Here is a 17,694-nt window from a genome sequence, read left to right as displayed (position 1 = left end):
AAATGGATATTACCGAATTATTGGCCTTTAGTGTGCAACACAAAGCCTCGGATTTACACTTGTCATCAGGCGTATCACCTATGATACGTGTTGATGGTGATGTGCGTCGTATTAATATTCCAGCATTAGAACAAAAAGATGTAAATAGTCTGGTATACGATATTATGAACGATAATCAGCGTAAGGACTACGAACAAAATCTCGAAGTGGATTTTTCTTTCGAAGTACCAAACCTTGCGCGTTTTCGTGTTAACGCATTTAATTCAAACCGTGGCCCTGCGGCGGTGTTTCGTACTATCCCAAGTGATGTTTTAACGCTGGATGATTTAGGTGCGCCTGATATTTTTAAAACTATTTCCGATAATCCACGTGGTTTGGTGCTAGTCACCGGGCCAACGGGTTCTGGTAAATCAACCACATTAGCGGCGATGGTTGATTATATTAACCAAAATAAGCATCACCATATTTTAACTATCGAAGATCCAATCGAATTCGTACACGAGAATAAACTGAGCCTTATTAACCAGCGTGAAGTACACCGCGATACGCATAGCTTCTCTAATGCGCTTAGAAGTGCACTACGTGAAGATCCGGATGTAATCTTAGTGGGTGAGCTGCGTGACCTTGAAACAATTCGCTTAGCGATGACTGCGGCAGAAACAGGTCACTTGGTGTTTGGTACCTTGCATACTACCTCTGCACCTAAAACTATCGACCGTATCATTGACGTATTCCCAGGTGAAGAAAAAGACATGGTACGCTCAATGTTGTCAGAATCATTACGTGCCGTAATCTCGCAAACTTTACTTAAAAAAGTGGGCGGTGGCCGAGTTGCAGCTCACGAGATCATGATAGGTATTCCTGCAATCCGAAATCTGATCCGTGAAGATAAAATTGCACAAATGTATTCATCAATTCAAACCGGTGCATCGCATGGTATGCAGACCATGGATCAATGTTTAGCAAACTTAGTTAACTACGGCATTATTACAACCAATGATGCGCGAGCTAAAGCGCAAGATAAAACCCAATTTGGTGGTTAACGGAGCTATTTAAAATGTCTTTACCTTTAAATCATTTTTTACAAGTTATGATCGACAAAAAAGGCTCAGACTTGTTTGTTTCGAGCCAGCTGCCTGTCAGTGCAAAAGTAAACGGTGAATTAATACCTTTAAGCGATGAAAAACTCTCTGATGAGGATTCACTTGCTTTGGTCGAGTCAGCAATGAACGACAAACAGCGCAAAGAATTTCATGACAGTAAAGAGTGTAACTTTGCAATTGCAACTGATGAAGGACGTTTCCGTGTTTCTGCTTTTTGGCAGCGTGATAGAGCGGGTATGGTTATTCGCCGTATCGTAACGCAAATCCCAGATGTCAACGAACTAGGTTTGCCATCAACATTAACAGACGTGATTATGGCAAAACGTGGTTTAGTGCTGTTTGTAGGTGGTACCGGCACAGGTAAGTCAACCTCGCTTGCTGCGCTGTTAGGTTATCGTAACCGCAATCAGCGTGGTCATATTCTTACCATTGAAGATCCTATCGAATTTGTTCACGAGCATCGTAAAAGCATCATTACCCAACGTGAAGTTGGTTTGGATACTGAAAGCTTTGAATCAGCTCTAAAAAGCTCGTTACGTCAAGCACCTGATGTGATCTTAATTGGTGAGATCCGTTCACAAGAAACCATGGAATACGCACTCAGCTTTGCCGAAACGGGTCACTTGTGTGTGGCGACACTGCATGCGAATAATGCCAACCAAGCCATTGACCGTATCATGCACTTAGTACCAAAAGAAAAGCACGATAAGTTAAAGTACGACTTAGCACTTAACCTTCGCGCCATTGTTGCGCAGCAGTTGGTGCCAACTTCCGATGGGGAAGGGCGTGTTGCTGCTATCGAGATTTTGCTTAATTCACCTATGGTGGCAGAGCTCATCAAGCGTGGTGATATTGGCTCTATCAAAGAAACCATGGCTAAATCGAAAGAAATGGGCATGCAAACCTTTGATCAAGCCTTATTTGAGCTTTATAAACAGCGCCGTATTAACTACGCTGATGCGTTACACCATGCTGACTCGCCAAATGACTTACGCCTAATGATTAAGCTGCAAAACAATGAACAAAGTGGTGCGGGCTTCTTACAAGGCGTGACTATCGATGGTCTTGATGGAAAGAGTGACGAATAAATGTGTTTGCGAGTAAATTTAATCGGTTGGTTATTTTTATTGCTGAGTACCTTTCAGGTATATGGCAATGATAATAAAAGTGTGGTTATTTTTATTCGCGATGATGTTTATGACGATTACAGTCGCTTTTTGAATGGTCGCAAACCTCTTGAAGTTAAAGACTTTAGTGGTGCTTACATTCGCCGTGATGTGGTCGATATGATCATAGCTCAACAAGCACTGAGTTTAGGCGGTTTTACCAAGCCATTTCGTTATCACAAAGGTAATGTTAATTATCGCAATACCAAGCTGTTAGAAGATGGCCAGCTACTATTAAGCTTCGATAGTGTTTGGTCTGTTGATGCAAAGCAGCTAGTTGAGTCGGTATATATCTCTGACCCTGTGATTCGAAATGGTGAGTATTACGCGGGCATATTTACTTCACCGAACAATAAGAAAGTGCAGCAAGTAAAACAGCTTGCTGACTTTAAACAATTAACCGCAGTGTCAACGCCACGCTGGCAAACCGATTGGCAAACGTTATCTGCTCTGCCCTTAAAAGAGTTGCTCAGAGAAGATGAGTGGCTTGGGCAAGTCCGCACTGTATCGATGCAGTGGGTTGATTTTATGATGATGCCCTTAATGCCTAGCCTCAATAATCGCTACACATTAGAAAACATTGAACTGGTAGCTGTGCCAAACCTAGTGCTCCAGCTTAATGATAGCCGTCATTTTATTATTTCGAAGAGTCACCCCGATGGAAAAGCGGCCTTTGTTGCAATTCAAAAAGGGCTTGCGCAGCTTCGTAAAACAGGCGCAATTGAAAAAGCCTACCGAGAGGCAGGCTTCATTCCAGATTTAAACAACTATACGGTGATTAATAAAGCGCCTTAGTCGCCATAAAACTGCTCAAAAAAGCTTTCTAAGATGATCACCGCTGACATATTATCAACATTACCTTTACCAAGGTTTCGGTAGCCACCTTGTTCAAATAAACGGGCTTTGGCATCTGCTGTTGTTAGTCGTTCGTCCTGCGTTTCAACCGGTATAGCAAAGTGGTTATGTAAGCGGTTAGCGAACTTCTTGGCTTTAAAGGTAACTTCTTGATTGGTGCCGTCCATATTAAGCGGTAAACCAACCACCATTAAATCTGGTTGCCACTCATCCACCTGTTTTTTAATAAGTTGCCAATCAGGGATCCCATCTCTCGCTTTTACAGCTTGTAAGCTTGATGCTGTTCCAGTGAGTTCTTGACCAATGGCAATACCAATACTTTTGGTGCCAAAGTCAAAACCCATTACGGTGCGTTCACCGAGTGGCTTAAAAGTTCGTTTTGTCATAGTCTTAAAATTTATAAATGTTAGGCGTGGCCAGCTTCAGAGCTTAATTGCCCGATATCAAAACCCAGCATAGAAACGGCTTTTTCCCAGCGTTTTTCAACGGGTGTGTTAAAGATGATCTCAGGATCTGCTTTGATAATTAACCATGAATTCTCTAGCAGTTCTTGCTCTAGCTGTCCTTGATCCCAACCAGCATAACCCAGTGTGATAATAAATTGTTCAGGTGCTTCACTCGTAGTCAGGCTTGCTAACACATCTTTTGAAGTGGTGATCATAATATCACTACTAAGTTTTTGACTCGCTGCATAACCTGGTTTTGGTGAGTGCAAAACAAATCCGCGATCGGTTTTTACAGGTCCGCCTGCGTACACAGCTAAACCTGCAGCTTGCTTGCTTTTGTCGTTATCAATTTCGATTTTATCGAGTAGCTCGCCCACGGTGATATTGATAGGCTGGTTAATTACCAAGCCCATCGCACCATCTTGATTGTGCTCACAAATGTAAGTGACAGCACGCTTAAAAAAAGGGTCTTGCATGCTCGGCATTGCGATTAAGAAGTGATTCTCTAATGACTGCATAGGTCGCCCCTTTTGTTGTTTAATTTAAGTATGGCTCAGTTTTCTTTCAATGGCATCAAATAAGTGACCAGTGATTGAAATGTCATAAGCGGCTTCAATCTCTTTTACACACGTTGGCGCAGTGACATTGATTTCAGTTAAACGGTCGCCAATGATATCTAGACCAACAAAAATAAGGCCTTTTTCTTTCAGCGTAGGTGCTACAGCCTCTGCAATTTTACGGTCTGAATCGCTAATCGGGCGTGCTTCACCTCTACCACCTGCTGCCAAGTTACCGCGCGTTTCGCCATTTTGTGGGATACGAGCTAGGCAATACGGCATTACTTCACCATCAACCACAAGTACGCGTTTATCGCCTTGCTTGATTTCAGGAATATAGTTTTGTGCCATTGCAAAACGACTACCATGTTCGGTTAGCGTTTCGCAGATCACACCAATATTGGCATCATCTTCTTTAACTCTAAAGATAGATGCACCACCCATACCATCTAGCGGTTTTAAAATAATATCTTTATGCTCAGCTAAAAATGCACGAATGTCTGCTTGGCTACGTGTTACTAAAGTATCTGGCGTATGTTCGCTAAACCAAGCTGTGAATAGCTTTTCGTTAGCATCGCGTAAGCTTTGCGGCTTATTGATTATAAGCGTGCCAGCTTGCTCAGCACGCTCTAAAATATAGGTAGCGTAGATGTACTCAGTATCAAAAGGCGGATCTTTACGCATTAAAATAACGTCTAAATCTGCTAAAGCAATGGTGGCTTTTTCTTCTAATTCATACCAGTGATTTACATCATCAAACACACGGGCTTTGGCGGCTGTTGCAAAGCCTTGACCTTGACGTAGAGAAAGGTCATCCATTTCCATGTAGTAAATTTCGTAACCGCGCTTTTGCGCTTCCATCATCATTGCAAAGCCAGTGTCTTTTTTAATATTAAAGCCACTAATTGGATCAGAGATTATGCCTAGCTTAATTGCCATATTTTTGCCTTAGAATCGTATGCCATACTATGTTTTGTTACTTTGATATATGGGTATTTTTACGGTTTTCAATTCGCTAAATCGCCAAACTGTAATTGTAAAGCGCTCAATACCGTCAGAGCGGCTGTTTCTGTTCTTAGAACACGTGGGCCTAAGCGAATATCAACAAAGTTTTGCTGTTTAGCAATGTCAATTTCTGCATCGGTAAATCCACCTTCTGGGCCGACTAAAAAGCGCACTCCTTCGTTTGGTACTTGAATAGTTTTAATACTGTGCTCAGCACGTGGGTGCAAAGTAAGTTTAATCGCCTCACTTGCTTGTTCTAGCCACTCTTTTATATCGATAGGAGGGTGTACAACAGGCACAAAATTACGGCCTGATTGCTCTGCAGCGGCAATTGCAATTTTTTGCCATTGTTGATGTTTTTTAGAAAGGCGATCGCCGCTTAGTTTTACGCCACAACGTTGGCTAAAAATTGGGGTGATTTCTGTGATACCCAGTTCAACAGATTTTTGAATAGTGAAATCCATTTTATCGCCACGAGAAATGCCTTGGCCCAAGTGAATTTTTAAAGGCGATTCAACATCATGATCAACAAATTCCTGAGGCTCAACGACGACATTTTTTTTGCTGACTTCAATAATTTCACTGAGGTATTCACCTCCTTCACCATTAAAAATCGAAACCTTATCACCGACTTGCATACGCAATACACGGCCAACATGACCTGCTGCATCATCATCAAGTGCTACTGGGGTGTTTAAAGAAATCGCTGAAGGTTGGTAAATATGTGGAACTCGCATGGCTGTCACTTATCAATAAATTTAGCAATATGGTAAGTATACAGCGGCTTAGGTGCAATTATTTATTTGTTATTTAAATTCGTCTTTGGCACTTAAAACATCTGCAGTGGTTTCGGCAATCTCAGATTGGCAAGAAAGGTGGTTAATGTGAGCAGCATCCGGGCAAGGTGTAAAACTAAAGCTATGTCCATCTTGTTGCACTAAGTAACGTATTTTGTGCAGTGAGTTATAAATAAACTTTTGAGCATCATTCGCCAGCTGATAGTCGGTGTGATTAATCAGTACACCTTGAATATCGTGGTGTTCATGTAAATAGCTGGCGAGTTCTGAGACACTAATTTCATTACTAAAATCGCAATAGCAATAATCTTTAACGAGTTGATCAAACATGAGTTTAACCATATGGCGGCTATTAGCGCCAGCCACAACTAGAGTCGAATTTTCGGCATTTGCAAAGTAGTGCTGAGCAAATGCGCGGCTAAACTCATCATCTATATCAACTAATAAATAATTATTAACTTTAAAGGGCATAATGCCTCACGATTCAAATACTTCCGTATCAAATTGAAAACATACTTATTAGTAAATAGCCTATTGCACCGAAAACGGCAAACTCTATACAGGCTATGCCAATGTTATCTTGGTGATCTACTTCTAACGATGTGTCGATATTAGGTAGAGAGATATATTTAATAATGTAGCTCAAAATATATAACAATACCCACATTGCACCGCAATGAGATACTAGAGTGAATAAATTTTCTACCATCTTACCACTAATAAATGATGCACTGGCAAGACCAGCATAGCCCGCAAGTGCTAGGCCGATAGACTTACCTGCGTAGCGAATGCCAATAGAGGTATTTTCAAGGTTAAAGTTACTTTGTAGTGATGCACCTTGGTTGGCTTTTGCAAAGCGGTATTCACGAATTTTACTATCAAGGGCAAACATACCTTGCAGCACAAAAAAGCTCACAGTGGCGATCAATAAGCTGCTGTAACCTTGGGTATGGCACCAGTTATAAAGGCCAAGAGCGATAATGCAGTTAGCGATTAACATGCCTGAATCGACCAAGGCGGCGCAAACATTTTGTTTGAGTATGGCTGCTTCTTCATTAAAGCGATGCAAAATCCATTTACGATGAATTAAATGACCTATTTTTATAAAGGCAAATAACAGCACAATGAGTAAAAGTACTTTTAGCGGATTAGATTGGGCTGCACTTAAGCTAATTTCATCGAATATATAAGCGATGGTGGCTATAACGACCATAATTTCGCTGGCAAAGCTGATCCCCATGGCAAAGTTATCATGTTGCGCAAGCTCTTCTTTAAGCGCTTGTTTTGCTTTGATTTGCGTTAGAATACGTAGCAGTACTATAGTGACGCAAATTACAGCGAAACTAATAGCAATCGCGACTAAACTAGTGTTAGATAGTGATAAATATGACATGCAGGTCCCTGCTAAATAATTCTTTGATAATCATTCTAGTACGGTTATTGGCAAGTTAAAAGAGAGTATTTAATGAGTAATTTACACGCGCTTCCCGAGTCACTTCATCAGTTAGGCCAAACCCGCTTCGCGAGCTTGTATGAGGGGCAAACTGAGCAACAAGAAATTATTAACTTGCTGTCTTTAAGTGATTTTGCGTGGAACTGCTTACAATCTCAGCCTGATTTAAAAGACTGGTTACTTGATGATAAGGAGCTTGCTAATCGTGCAGTTGAAACTCCGTTAAGTAATTCTGAAATCAATGAACTGGATGACAATGCTGCGCTGGCAAAGCTACGTTTGTATCGAGAAAAATACTGGTTGAAAGTGGCTTTTCTTGATTTGTGCTGTGCAAACCCAATTGCCGATAGCATCGCTTATATCTCGGCCCTTGCAAACCAGCTTATCGATAGTGCTAATCAGTGGGCCTTTGCGCAGGTAGCTAAAGTCAGTGGTATGCCGCTTGATGATGACGGTAATGCAATGCCAATGTTAGTTTTAGGTATGGGCAAACTTGGTGGGGGAGAGCTTAACTACTCATCTGACATAGATTTAATTTTTTCTTATCCTCGCGATGTTGCAACGCAAGGGGGGCGCCGCTCCATTGAAGCCCAGGTGTTTTATACCAAAGTGGCGCAAAAGCTAATTATGGCGCTTAACCAGACCACGGTAAATGGCCAAGTATTTCGAGTCGATATGCGCCTGCGCCCATTTGGTGAAAGTGGGCCTTTGGTAATGAGCTTTCATGCAATGGAAGATTATTATCAAGAGCAAGGACGTGAGTGGGAACGCTACGCCATGCTAAAAGGACGATTAATTGGTACTGAAAACCGTTATTGGGATGAATTTTATGAATTGCTACGGCCGTTCGTTTATCGCCGCTATATTGATTTTTCGGTGATTGAATCGCTGCGTAAAATGAAGCAAATGATTGCCCAAGAGGTACGCCGAAAGCGCCTTACAAACAATATCAAATTAGGTGCAGGCGGCATTCGAGAAGTGGAGTTTGTGGTGCAAGCGCTACAAATGGTTCGAGGCGGCCGTGAAGCTAACCTACAAACTCAGTCACTGCTAATTGCTTTAAAAGAGCTGGTTAACAACCAAGTGATGTCGAATAAAGAAGCTGAGTTATTAACACAAAACTATTTAGACTTACGTCAAATTGAGCAGTACCTACAGATTTTCGATGATAAGCAAACGCAAACCCTACCTGATGACGAGTTAAACCAGCAACGTTTATGCTATTTGCTCAATAAAGATGATTTTGATCAGTGTTTAACTAGCATTGAGCAGACCATGTCTCAAGTCCATGGTGAGTTTGAACAAGTGATTGGCTTTGAAAGCGAAACAGCGGATCCGTGTGAAAGTGAGTACATTAGCGCTTGGGAAATGACAGATGTAAGCCTAATGTGTGAGCCGAATCTTGACTGGCAAGCGGCGCTTGAAGATTTTAAAGCGCGCTTAACTAAGGCGAAAATTGGCAGTCGAGGTCGTGATATCCTCGATAAATTAATGCCCCTTTTACTTAAACAGCTAACAGTTACAAAAGCCAGTAGCGATGCTTTTACCATGATCTGCCAAGTGCTCAACAAGATCATCTCACGAACTGCTTACCTAGAGCTGTTATACGAAAACCCAGGTGCCTTAAATCAACTGGTAGCACTTTGCTGCCATAGTAAATGGATTGGCGAGCATATCTCTCGTTACCCAATTTTACTTGATGAGCTGATAGATCCGCAGGTGCTCTATAAACCAACGCCTTTATCTGCTTACAAAGATGAAATTAGGCAGTATTTCTTACGTATTGAGCATGGCGACTTAGAGCTGCAAATGGAAGCACTTCGTCAGTTTAAACAAACGCATCAGTTACGCATTGCAGCAGCCGATGCAACCGGTGTACTGAGTGTGATGAAGGTAAGTGATCATCTTACTGCGCTTGCTGAGGCTATTGTAGAGCAAGCGGTCAATATTGCATGGCATGCATGTGTTGAGCGCTTTGGTCGGCCAGCGAATACCTCAGATCAAGAAAAGGGCTTTGCGGTTATTGCTTACGGTAAAACTGGCGGCTTTGAAGTTGGCTACGATTCAGACTTAGATCTGGTATTTGTGCATAACCACGATGGCAGCAGTTATACCGATGGTGATAAGTCGATTGACTCGCGTCAGTTTTACTTAAAGCTTGCGCAGCGTTTAATGCATCTATTCAACACGCGAACTGCGTCAGGCATATTGTATGAGCTTGATACTCGTTTACGTCCTGAAGGGGCATCGGGTTTACTAGCTATTAATTTAGAAAGTTACTACCACTATCAGCAAACTCAAGCATGGACCTGGGAACATCAAGCTTTGGTTCGTTCACGCATGATTTATGGGCAAGATTCGTTGCGAGAGCGTTTTGCACAAATCCGCAAAGACGTTTTGTGCCAAGCCCGCGATAATGAGAAGCTAAAGACTGATGTCGTTGAGATGCGCGAAAAAATGCGTGCTCACCTTGCTAAAGGCAATGATGATCTGTTTGATTTAAAGCAAGATAGGGGCGGTATCACAGATATTGAGTTTATCACTCAGTATCTGGTGCTAAATAATGCTATGCAGCACTCTGAGCTAACGACCTGGTCTGACAATGTTCGTATTTTAGCTGATGCTGCACGTTTAGGCTGTATTACTGAGCAAATGCAGCAAGAATTAGTGGCTGCGTATATTGCCTATCGTTCACGTTATCATGTAATGAGTTTGAATCAGCAGGGACGCTGTGCGCCTCGTGCTGAGTTAACTCAGCACATCGACTTAGTAAGTCAGGCGTGGCAGCAGGTGTTTTAGCTTTTTAAGCGACGGCAGTTTTCGCGCACATAAGCAGAGGGCAGCTCAGTGATAACTGCGGCTCTTTGCTTAAAGCAAAAATAGGTGTAAACCTCATTTTCGAAATCATCGTTGATGGCGCGGCCAACCTGATAAAGGGTTGAAACAAAGTTACTATCAACACGAAAATGATCTTTTACAACATAGTCTTTGCTTAAATACCAGTACAGTACGATATCTTCGTGACGGGCATAGTCAGAGAGTACATCTTTTAAGGTGTTACCGTTTTCAAATCGGCGCGGTTGAATATCACCAGTCCAGTTAGGTGATGAAGGCTCTACGACCTTTTCGCGTTCAAAAAGTGCGACATCTAAGCTGGTTTCTGGCGTAGGTAATTTAAGAACGTATTTATCGCGCTCATTATTCTTGTTATTTACTTGGTTACGTAGCGCCGCATAAAAGCGCGATAATCCTTGCGCTGCAGCATTTTTGGTATCTTTAATGTCCATTACTGGACCACTACCAAATAAAAAGTAAATAGCAGCAGCAATCAAAATAACAGCTAATGATAAATGCTTAACCCAAAACCACATTTCTAATACTCTTGTTGTTGATTAGCTTTATAAAACCATACAAACAGCAAAATGTCACTCTACTTGTAATAAGAAGGTGCATTCTTATCTGGGCGAGTTTTAAAGCGACGGTGAAGCCACATATACTGCTCAGGCGCTAAATCGATAGCTTGTTCCATACGCTGATTTACGTGGGTAACGTCTGCAAGGTCATCGCCACTTGGGAAGTTTTCAAGTGCAGGTAATACCTCTAGATGGTAGCGGCCCTCTTCATCACGACGGCTCGTTAAGCTTACTGTTTCGCAGTTACGGCTACTTGAAAATAACAGCGTTCCTGTTGTTGTTGCTGCTTCTTTTACCGCATAAAAAGGCGCAAATTCGCAGCGGTTACGGCCGTAATCTTGATCTGGCAAATAGTAGCAAACCTTTTTATTTTTAAGCGCTTGCAGTAAGCCTTTAACATCTTTTTTGCCAATTAAGTATTCGTTAGAACGAAGACGACCGTTAGTCGTGAAATATTCCATTAAAGGGTTGTTATGCGGGCGATAAAAGCCAATACCTTGGTGTTTTACACCCATAATACGGCTCGCCATTTCTAGGTGTAAAAAATGTGGCACAAGTAACAGCACACCTTTACCTGATTGCTGAGCTTTTTCAAAGTGTTCTAGGCCTTTAACAGAACCAAACACTTTATTGATTCGCCATTGGGGCCACCACCAAGCCATGCCGGTTTCCATCATTGCAATACCGGTATTTTCCATATTTTTACGAACTAATTCGCGTTGTTCATGCTCTGGCATTTCAGGAAAACATAAACGGATATTTACCTCCGCGATGTGGCGACGACGTTTCATAAAACGGTGTACTAGACGACCAAGCAGTTTTCCAAGTGCTAATTGTAATTTATGTGGTAACCAAGAGATAAGATATAAAAAGAACACGCCAATCCAAGTTAACCAGTAACGAGGGCCTAAAAAAGACGCTTTAAAAGGAGAAGAACTAACCACAAAAAAATCTCTAAAAATAAAAAAGCTAGTTTAACTGTATGTCTATAAAAATACAAAAAAGCCAGCACGAGGCTGGCTTTACGATAAGGACTTTATAGAAGAAATGCTTAGATTTCTTTTAAACCTTGGTTAATTGCAACAAGGTCTTCGCTAGTTAGTGTACCAGCAGCTTGTTTCAAGCGAAGTGTTGAAACAACATAGCGGTAACGAACGTTTGCTAAATTACTTTTTGCATTGTAAAGGTTTTGCGTGCTGATCAGTACGTCTACGATAGTACGTGTACCAACTTCAAAGCCTGCTTCAGTTGCTTTAAGCGCACTTTCAGCAGAAACAACAGCTTGTTGTAGCGCTTTATAAGTAGCAATGTCAGACACTACTTGGTTGTACGATGTGATAACCGAGCGAGTTACTGCACGTAAGCTTGCTTCTAAATCTTCACTTGCCGCAACATAGAAAGCGCGTGCTTGATCTGTCGCTGCTGTTGTTGCACCACCTGAGTAAATAGGTAGGCTGAAGTTAACACCAATACTTGCACTGTCTTCGCGTGGTTGGTGTGAGTTGCTGTTTAGATCAGTTAGGCTGTCTCCGTATGAAGCGCTTAATGTTAGCTTCGGATAGTGACCAGCTTTTGCTAAATCGATTTGATCTTTAGCAATATCAACCGTTACTTTTGAAACTTGCAGATTTAAGTTTTGGTCTTTTGCAATTTCAATGTAGTCAGTTGACTGCTTTTTAGGTGCAACTGTTGAAAACGTTTCAGTATTCAACATGTCTAATTTCGCGTGGTATTTACCAGTGATTTCGCGAAGTTGCTCACGCGCTGTTTCAACACTGTTCTTAGCAACGATTTCTTGTGCAACAGAGTTATCGTACTGAGCTTGCGCTTCGTGTACGTCAGTGATTGCAGTTAAACCTACGGCATAACGCTCTTTAGTTTGTTGTAATTGGCGCTCGATGGCACGTTTTTCTGCTTGAACAAACTCAAGGTTATCGATTGCACTTAGTACATTGAAGTAACCCTCAGCTACACGAACGATTAAGTCTTGGCGAGCAAAATCATACTGAGCGTTTGCTTGTAATGCTTGTTTATCTGCAATACCCAGTGAATTCCACGCACCTAAATCAAACAGTGTTTGGCTTAAGCTAATACCACGGCTAAATTCATCAGGGTCATAGTCATAACCTGTATAACCCGTTGCATCATTACCCTCGTAAAGATCTGATTTGGTTGATTGGTAACCAAGACTTAGACCAATTTGTGGTAATAGTGCACTTAACGCGCGATCGCTCTCATAGGCTTGTGCATCTGCTTGGGCTTTTGCTTTAAGTACGGTAGGATCGTTTGCTGTCGCAATCTCGTAAACTTGTAGTAAGTCTTCAGCATAACTAGCTGTTGCAGTCAGTGCGCTTGAAAAACCGATCAGCGCAGCGAGTAGTGTTTTTTTCATTGTTCGTTCAGTCCTTAGACAATTTTGTACTGTGACCATGGTACTCTTTTTTAATGAATAACCAAAAAAAAATTACGTAAATCTGCATGTCCAAGTGTAACAGAATATAATTGGCCGTAACATTTACTTAAAACGCAAAGGAAATAGTGAATGAAAATATCAGCAATCTCACAATTTAATCATGATGACATAGAGTTAAAGCCGATTGAGCGTGTTTATGATGGTTTCTTTAAAATTAATACTTACCGCTTTCATCATGCATTGTTTGCTGGTGGCAAATCAGTAGAAGTTAAACGCGAAATTTTAGAGCGCGGCCATGCTGTTGCTGTACTTCCTTATGACCCTGCGACTGACCAAGTTTTGTTAATCGAACAAATCAGAATCGGGGCACTCGCATCAAAACAGTCACCTTGGTTACTTGAGTGTATTGCAGGCATGGCAGATGGCAGTACTGATTATGAAGATGTAGCGAAGCGCGAAGCGTTCGAAGAAGCGGGAATTGAGCTTAACGAGCTGGAATTTATGATGTCGTATCTTTCAAGCCCCGGCGGCACCACTGAACGTTTGTATTTATATTTAGCGCGCACTGACTTAGCAGGGTATCAAGGCGGTATTTTTGGCCTTGATAATGAAGATGAAGATATCAAAACCCATGTAATGTCATACGATGAAGCTATGCTGCGCCTAGAACAGGGGGAAATTGATAATGCAGCGACAGTTATCTCATTACAGTGGTTAGCACTGAATAAGCAACGTATACTGTCTGATTGGAAAAACTCATAGGGGATTATTTTGTCGTACGTCAGTGCCCAGCAGCGTTATATTCAAAGCTTACCTAAGTACTTAACTTTGTGTGAGCATAATTACGTGCGTGCGCTCAAGCTATTACCTAATGAGCGCCGTATAGGTCAGGAACGAAAGGTACAATTAGGGCACAGCACTTTTGCGGTTAAAGTTGACGATACAGCAAAATACACCACAGATATTTCTATCAAACAAGAAGCCGGTCATTTACCTTCGGTTAAGCCATTGTATTTAACTGTGCGCATGTATCATGATGCGAAAGTCGCTGAAATTGTGCATCATGATTTTCATCAGCGCATCAAGCCTTCCTATGCTTACCCAAATCCGAATATGCATCAAAAAGATGAAAAATATCAGCTTAACGCCTTCTTATATGACTGGCTGGTGGCTTGTGTTGAAAACGGCCGAGCAGTTTTAAATTGGGATGTAAATAATGGCTTGGTTTAGTAACGCCTACCATTTTGATAAAACAGCACTGAAAGTTGCCCATATCACTGATTGCCACTTATCAAAATACACAACGGGTGAATACTTTAACGTAAATACGGCAGCGTATTTTGGGCGTTGTTTACAGGCTATTGCTGAGCTCGATGTGGATTGTGTGGTATTTGGTGGTGATTTAACACAAGATCACAGCACTGAGTCTTACCAGCTTTTTGCTAAGTTAATAGCAGACTCAGCGCTGAGTTGTCCGGTGTTTTGGTTGCCGGGTAATCATGATGAACTCGTTGAATATGAAAAGCTTACAAGCCCGCAAATTTTAAACAATAAGCGCATTACCTTTTTAGGTGGGCAGTTGCTGTTGGCAAACTCAAAAGGCCCGACGCCAGCAGGTTGGGTAACACAAACGCATTTAGATGAATTAAGCCAAGCGGTAGGGCAGGTACCTAGCGTGGTGTTTTGTCATCATAACCCGCTGCCTATTCAAGCCTACTTAGATAAACATATGCTAGAAAATGGCCCACAGTTTTTAAATACCTGTGTTAATACTGAGCAGTGTGTGGGGGTATTTCATGGTCATGTGCATCATGAGTACACGCAAACCTACCGTAACCTTAGTGTGTATGCGACACCTGCCAGTTCAATACAGTTTACCAAACACACTATGGCGTGGCAGCAAGAGGATTTAGGCCCCGCATTTCGAATCATCGACTTAATAATTGATGAGCAACAAAACTTACTGTTAAGCACGGATGTAGTATGGCTAAACGAGTAATTTATATTCATGGCTTTAATAGCTCTGAGCAATCTTACAAAGCAGTTCGTTTTGGTGAGCACATGGCGCAATTTGATGTCGATTATCAGGTGCCGCGATTAACTCATGAGCCATTACATGCAATTTTACAATTAGAACAACTGCTAAATGATGATACTGTATTATTAGGTAGTTCATTAGGCGGTTTTTATGCGACCTATTTGTCGCAACGTTATTCGATCCCTGCGGTGGTTATTAACCCAGCGGTTCGCCCATTTGAGTTACTCGATAACTATTTAGGGGAAAACTATAACCCGTATCAAGACAGTCACTATGAACTTGGTACTCGTCACATGGATGCATTGCGCAGTTTATATTTGCCGCAATTAGACACCCCTTCATTGATTTATTTGCTACAGCAAACGGGCGATGAAGTACTGCCGTTTCAGCAGGCGGTTAAATATTATTCTCAGTGTAAGCAACACGTTGAATTTGGAGGCGATCATAGTTTTATCGGCTTCGAACAAACCTTTGCAAGTATTGTAGATTTTCTTAAAATCACGTAAAACATAGCTAAGCGCATAAAAGATATAAAAACTATGAGTCAGCAAAATTATAACGCCGAAGCAATTGAAGTCTTAAACGGATTAGAGCCCGTAAAACGCCGCCCAGGTATGTATACCGACACGGTTCGACCTAATCATTTAGGTCAAGAAGTTATCGATAACAGTGTCGATGAAGCAATGGCAGGTCATGCCACTAAAATAGATGTCATCCTTCATGAAGATAACTCCCTTGAGGTTATCGATGATGGCCGTGGTATGCCAATTGATATTCACCCTGAAGAAGGTATTCCGGGTGTGGAACTTATTTTTACCAAGCTGCACGCCGGTGGTAAGTTCTCTAATAAAAACTATCAGTTTTCTGGTGGTTTACACGGTGTAGGTATTTCGGTTGTAAATGCGCTATCGACTCGTGTTGAAGTCACTGTGCGCCGTGATGCGCAGCAATTTCGTATGGCCTTTGAAAACGGTGACAAGGTTGAAGACTTAAACGTCATTGGCACTGTAGGTAAGCGTAACACAGGTACAACCGTGCGTTTTTGGCCTGATGCGAGCTATTTTGACTCAGCTAATTTTTCTATCACTAAGCTTAATCACTTATTAAAAGCCAAAGCAGTATTATGCCCAGGCCTGCGCATTAAGTTTACCAACAAGCAAACCAAAGAAAGCCAAGAGTGGTATTACGAAACTGGCTTAAAAGATTACCTAGTTGAAGCAGTTAAAGGTTTTGAAGTATTACCAAAAGAGCCGTTTATTGGTGACTTTTCAAGTTCAACAGAAGGTGCTGACTGGGCGGTTGTTTGGCTACCTGAAGGCGGTGAATCAATCGCTGAAAGTTATGTAAACTTAATTCCTACTGCACAAGGCGGTACACATGTTAATGGTTTACGCCAAGGCTTGCTTGAAGCTATGCGTGAATTCTGCGAATTCAGAAACTTATTACCGCGTGGTGTAAAGTTAACGCCAGATGATATTTGGGAGCGCTGTAGCTACGTATTATCGGTTAAAATGCAAGACCCACAATTTGCAGGCCAAACAAAAGAGAAGCTTTCATCTCGCTCATGTGCTGCATTTGTATCTGGTGTAGTGAAAGACTCATTTAGTTTATGGTTAAACGAGCATACAGAAACGGCAGAATTATTAGCTGAGTTATGTATCTCAAATGCGCAGCGCCGTTTACGTGCCGCTAAAAAAGTTGTGCGAAAGCGTGTTACCTCAGGCCCTGCATTACCGGGTAAATTAACTGACTGTAGCGCCCAAGATAATGACCGTACTGAACTGTTTTTAGTAGAGGGTGACTCAGCGGGTGGCTCAGCAAAACAAGCGCGCGACCGTGAGTTCCAAGCAATTATGCCGCTGCGCGGTAAAATCTTAAATACCTGGGAAGTTGAATCTGGGCAGATTTTAGCATCGCAAGAGGTGCATGATATTTCTGTCGCTTTGGGTATTGACCCTGATTCAAGTGATTTATCTGGTCTGCGTTATAACAAAATTTGTATTTTGGCCGATGCTGACTCGGATGGATTGCACATTGCTACCTTGCTTTGTGCGCTGTTTGTTCGCCACTTTCCATCGCTTATCAAACAAGGCCATGTGTATGTAGCTATGCCGCCGCTATTTCGTATCGACATTGGTAAAGAGGTTTACTACGCCCTTGATGAAGACGAAAAGAACGGTATTTTAGCGCGCATTGAAGCTGAGAAAAAACGCGGTAAGGTTAATGTTCAACGCTTCAAAGGCTTAGGTGAAATGAACCCGTTACAATTACGCGAAACCACCATGGATCCTAATACGCGTCGTTTAGTGCAATTAACCTTAGACGAAGAAGAGCAAACCATGGAAATGATGGATATGTTACTTGCGAAGAAACGTTCGTCAGACCGTCGCCAATGGTTAGAAGATCACGGTAACCGCGCAGAAGTTTAATAAAGGGTGTAGCAACCTA

General features: G+C 41.9%; 18 protein-coding genes. 9 read left to right on the top strand and 9 right to left on the bottom strand.

What is annotated here, in order from left to right; translation table 11 throughout:
- Positions 1-2: 2 nt before the first annotated feature.
- Genes PASHI_RS14355 through PASHI_RS14345 form a run of 3 tightly spaced genes read left to right on the top strand, consistent with a single transcriptional unit; the run spans position 3 to position 3,064 of the window.
- Complete coding sequence (locus PASHI_RS14355) at positions 3-1,043, top strand: type IV pilus twitching motility protein PilT (protein ID WP_054562740.1); 1,041 nt, start codon at positions 3-5, stop codon at positions 1,041-1,043.
- 14 nt (positions 1,044-1,057) lie between these two features.
- Positions 1,058-2,191, top strand: coding sequence for a PilT/PilU family type 4a pilus ATPase (locus tag PASHI_RS14350; RefSeq protein WP_054562739.1), 1,134 nt, complete (start codon positions 1,058-1,060; stop codon positions 2,189-2,191).
- A complete protein-coding gene (locus PASHI_RS14345; protein ID WP_244269404.1) occupies positions 2,192-3,064 on the top strand; it encodes a hypothetical protein in 873 nt (290 codons plus the stop codon).
- Here PASHI_RS14345 and ruvX read toward each other — a convergent pair.
- From ruvX to PASHI_RS14315, 6 genes are all read right to left on the bottom strand, one after another.
- Positions 3,061-3,510, bottom strand: a complete 450-nt coding sequence (gene ruvX / locus PASHI_RS14340; RefSeq protein ID WP_054562738.1) for a Holliday junction resolvase RuvX — start codon at positions 3,508-3,510, stop codon at positions 3,061-3,063. The two genes, PASHI_RS14345 and ruvX, sit on opposite strands and share 4 nt — an antisense overlap.
- A gap of 20 nt (positions 3,511-3,530) precedes the next feature.
- A complete protein-coding gene (locus tag PASHI_RS14335; RefSeq protein ID WP_054562737.1) occupies positions 3,531-4,088 on the bottom strand; it encodes a YqgE/AlgH family protein in 558 nt (185 codons plus the stop codon).
- A gap of 24 nt (positions 4,089-4,112) precedes the next feature.
- Positions 4,113-5,066, bottom strand: coding sequence for a glutathione synthase (gene gshB, locus PASHI_RS14330; RefSeq protein WP_062566130.1), 954 nt, complete (start codon positions 5,064-5,066; stop codon positions 4,113-4,115).
- 68 nt (positions 5,067-5,134) lie between these two features.
- Complete coding sequence (gene rsmE, locus PASHI_RS14325; RefSeq protein WP_062566129.1) at positions 5,135-5,869, bottom strand: 16S rRNA (uracil(1498)-N(3))-methyltransferase; 735 nt, start codon at positions 5,867-5,869, stop codon at positions 5,135-5,137.
- A gap of 69 nt (positions 5,870-5,938) precedes the next feature.
- Positions 5,939-6,400 (bottom strand): hypothetical protein, encoded by a 462-nt coding sequence (locus PASHI_RS14320; RefSeq protein ID WP_058586585.1) that lies wholly within the window; start codon positions 6,398-6,400, stop codon positions 5,939-5,941.
- Between the two features lie 28 nt (positions 6,401-6,428).
- Positions 6,429-7,322, bottom strand: coding sequence for a DUF350 domain-containing protein (locus tag PASHI_RS14315; protein WP_054562733.1), 894 nt, complete (start codon positions 7,320-7,322; stop codon positions 6,429-6,431).
- Between the two features lie 72 nt (positions 7,323-7,394).
- Here PASHI_RS14315 and glnE point away from each other — a divergent pair, with 72 nt between their 5' ends.
- Positions 7,395-10,181, top strand: coding sequence for a bifunctional [glutamate--ammonia ligase]-adenylyl-L-tyrosine phosphorylase/[glutamate--ammonia-ligase] adenylyltransferase (gene glnE, locus PASHI_RS14310; protein WP_062566128.1), 2,787 nt, complete (start codon positions 7,395-7,397; stop codon positions 10,179-10,181).
- On the opposite strand, the gene PASHI_RS14305 is transcribed toward glnE, so the two are convergent.
- The 3 genes from PASHI_RS14305 to tolC all read right to left on the bottom strand — a co-directional run bounded on the left by PASHI_RS14305 (position 10,178) and on the right by tolC (position 13,187).
- Positions 10,178-10,753 (bottom strand): TcpQ domain-containing protein, encoded by a 576-nt coding sequence (locus PASHI_RS14305; protein ID WP_054562731.1) that lies wholly within the window; start codon positions 10,751-10,753, stop codon positions 10,178-10,180. The two genes, glnE and PASHI_RS14305, sit on opposite strands and share 4 nt — an antisense overlap.
- A gap of 59 nt (positions 10,754-10,812) precedes the next feature.
- Entirely contained in the window at positions 10,813-11,739 is a 927-nt protein-coding gene (lpxL, locus tag PASHI_RS14300) for an LpxL/LpxP family Kdo(2)-lipid IV(A) lauroyl/palmitoleoyl acyltransferase (RefSeq protein WP_062566127.1), read from the bottom strand.
- Positions 11,740-11,846: 107 nt separating this feature from the next.
- Positions 11,847-13,187 (bottom strand): outer membrane channel protein TolC, encoded by a 1,341-nt coding sequence (tolC, locus tag PASHI_RS14295; RefSeq protein ID WP_062566126.1) that lies wholly within the window; start codon positions 13,185-13,187, stop codon positions 11,847-11,849.
- Positions 13,188-13,337: 150 nt separating this feature from the next.
- Here tolC and PASHI_RS14290 point away from each other — a divergent pair, with 150 nt between their 5' ends.
- From PASHI_RS14290 to parE, 5 genes are read left to right on the top strand one after another with little or no spacing between them, the layout of a single operon-like run.
- Positions 13,338-13,970 (top strand): NUDIX domain-containing protein, encoded by a 633-nt coding sequence (locus PASHI_RS14290; RefSeq protein ID WP_055197686.1) that lies wholly within the window; start codon positions 13,338-13,340, stop codon positions 13,968-13,970.
- A gap of 9 nt (positions 13,971-13,979) precedes the next feature.
- Entirely contained in the window at positions 13,980-14,438 is a 459-nt protein-coding gene (locus PASHI_RS14285; protein WP_054562727.1) for a DUF1249 domain-containing protein, read from the top strand.
- On the top strand, positions 14,425-15,207 hold the full coding sequence (locus PASHI_RS14280) for a metallophosphoesterase (RefSeq protein WP_062566125.1): 783 nt from the start codon (positions 14,425-14,427) through the stop codon (positions 15,205-15,207). Before PASHI_RS14285 ends, PASHI_RS14280 begins: the two co-directional genes overlap by 14 nt.
- Positions 15,192-15,752 (top strand): YqiA/YcfP family alpha/beta fold hydrolase, encoded by a 561-nt coding sequence (locus PASHI_RS14275; RefSeq protein ID WP_055021196.1) that lies wholly within the window; start codon positions 15,192-15,194, stop codon positions 15,750-15,752. The genes PASHI_RS14280 and PASHI_RS14275 overlap by 16 nt, the downstream gene beginning before the upstream one ends.
- A 33-nt stretch (positions 15,753-15,785) precedes the next feature.
- Positions 15,786-17,675 (top strand): DNA topoisomerase IV subunit B, encoded by a 1,890-nt coding sequence (gene parE, locus PASHI_RS14270; protein ID WP_054552648.1) that lies wholly within the window; start codon positions 15,786-15,788, stop codon positions 17,673-17,675.
- The last annotated feature ends 19 nt before the right edge of the window (positions 17,676-17,694 follow it).

It is taken from the genome of Pseudoalteromonas shioyasakiensis, from assembly GCF_001550135.1.
GTDB classification, from domain to species: Bacteria; Pseudomonadota; Gammaproteobacteria; order Enterobacterales; family Alteromonadaceae; genus Pseudoalteromonas; species Pseudoalteromonas shioyasakiensis.
Note: the sequence above shows the minus strand (reverse complement) of the source record. Positions and strands in the feature narration are given on the sequence as shown.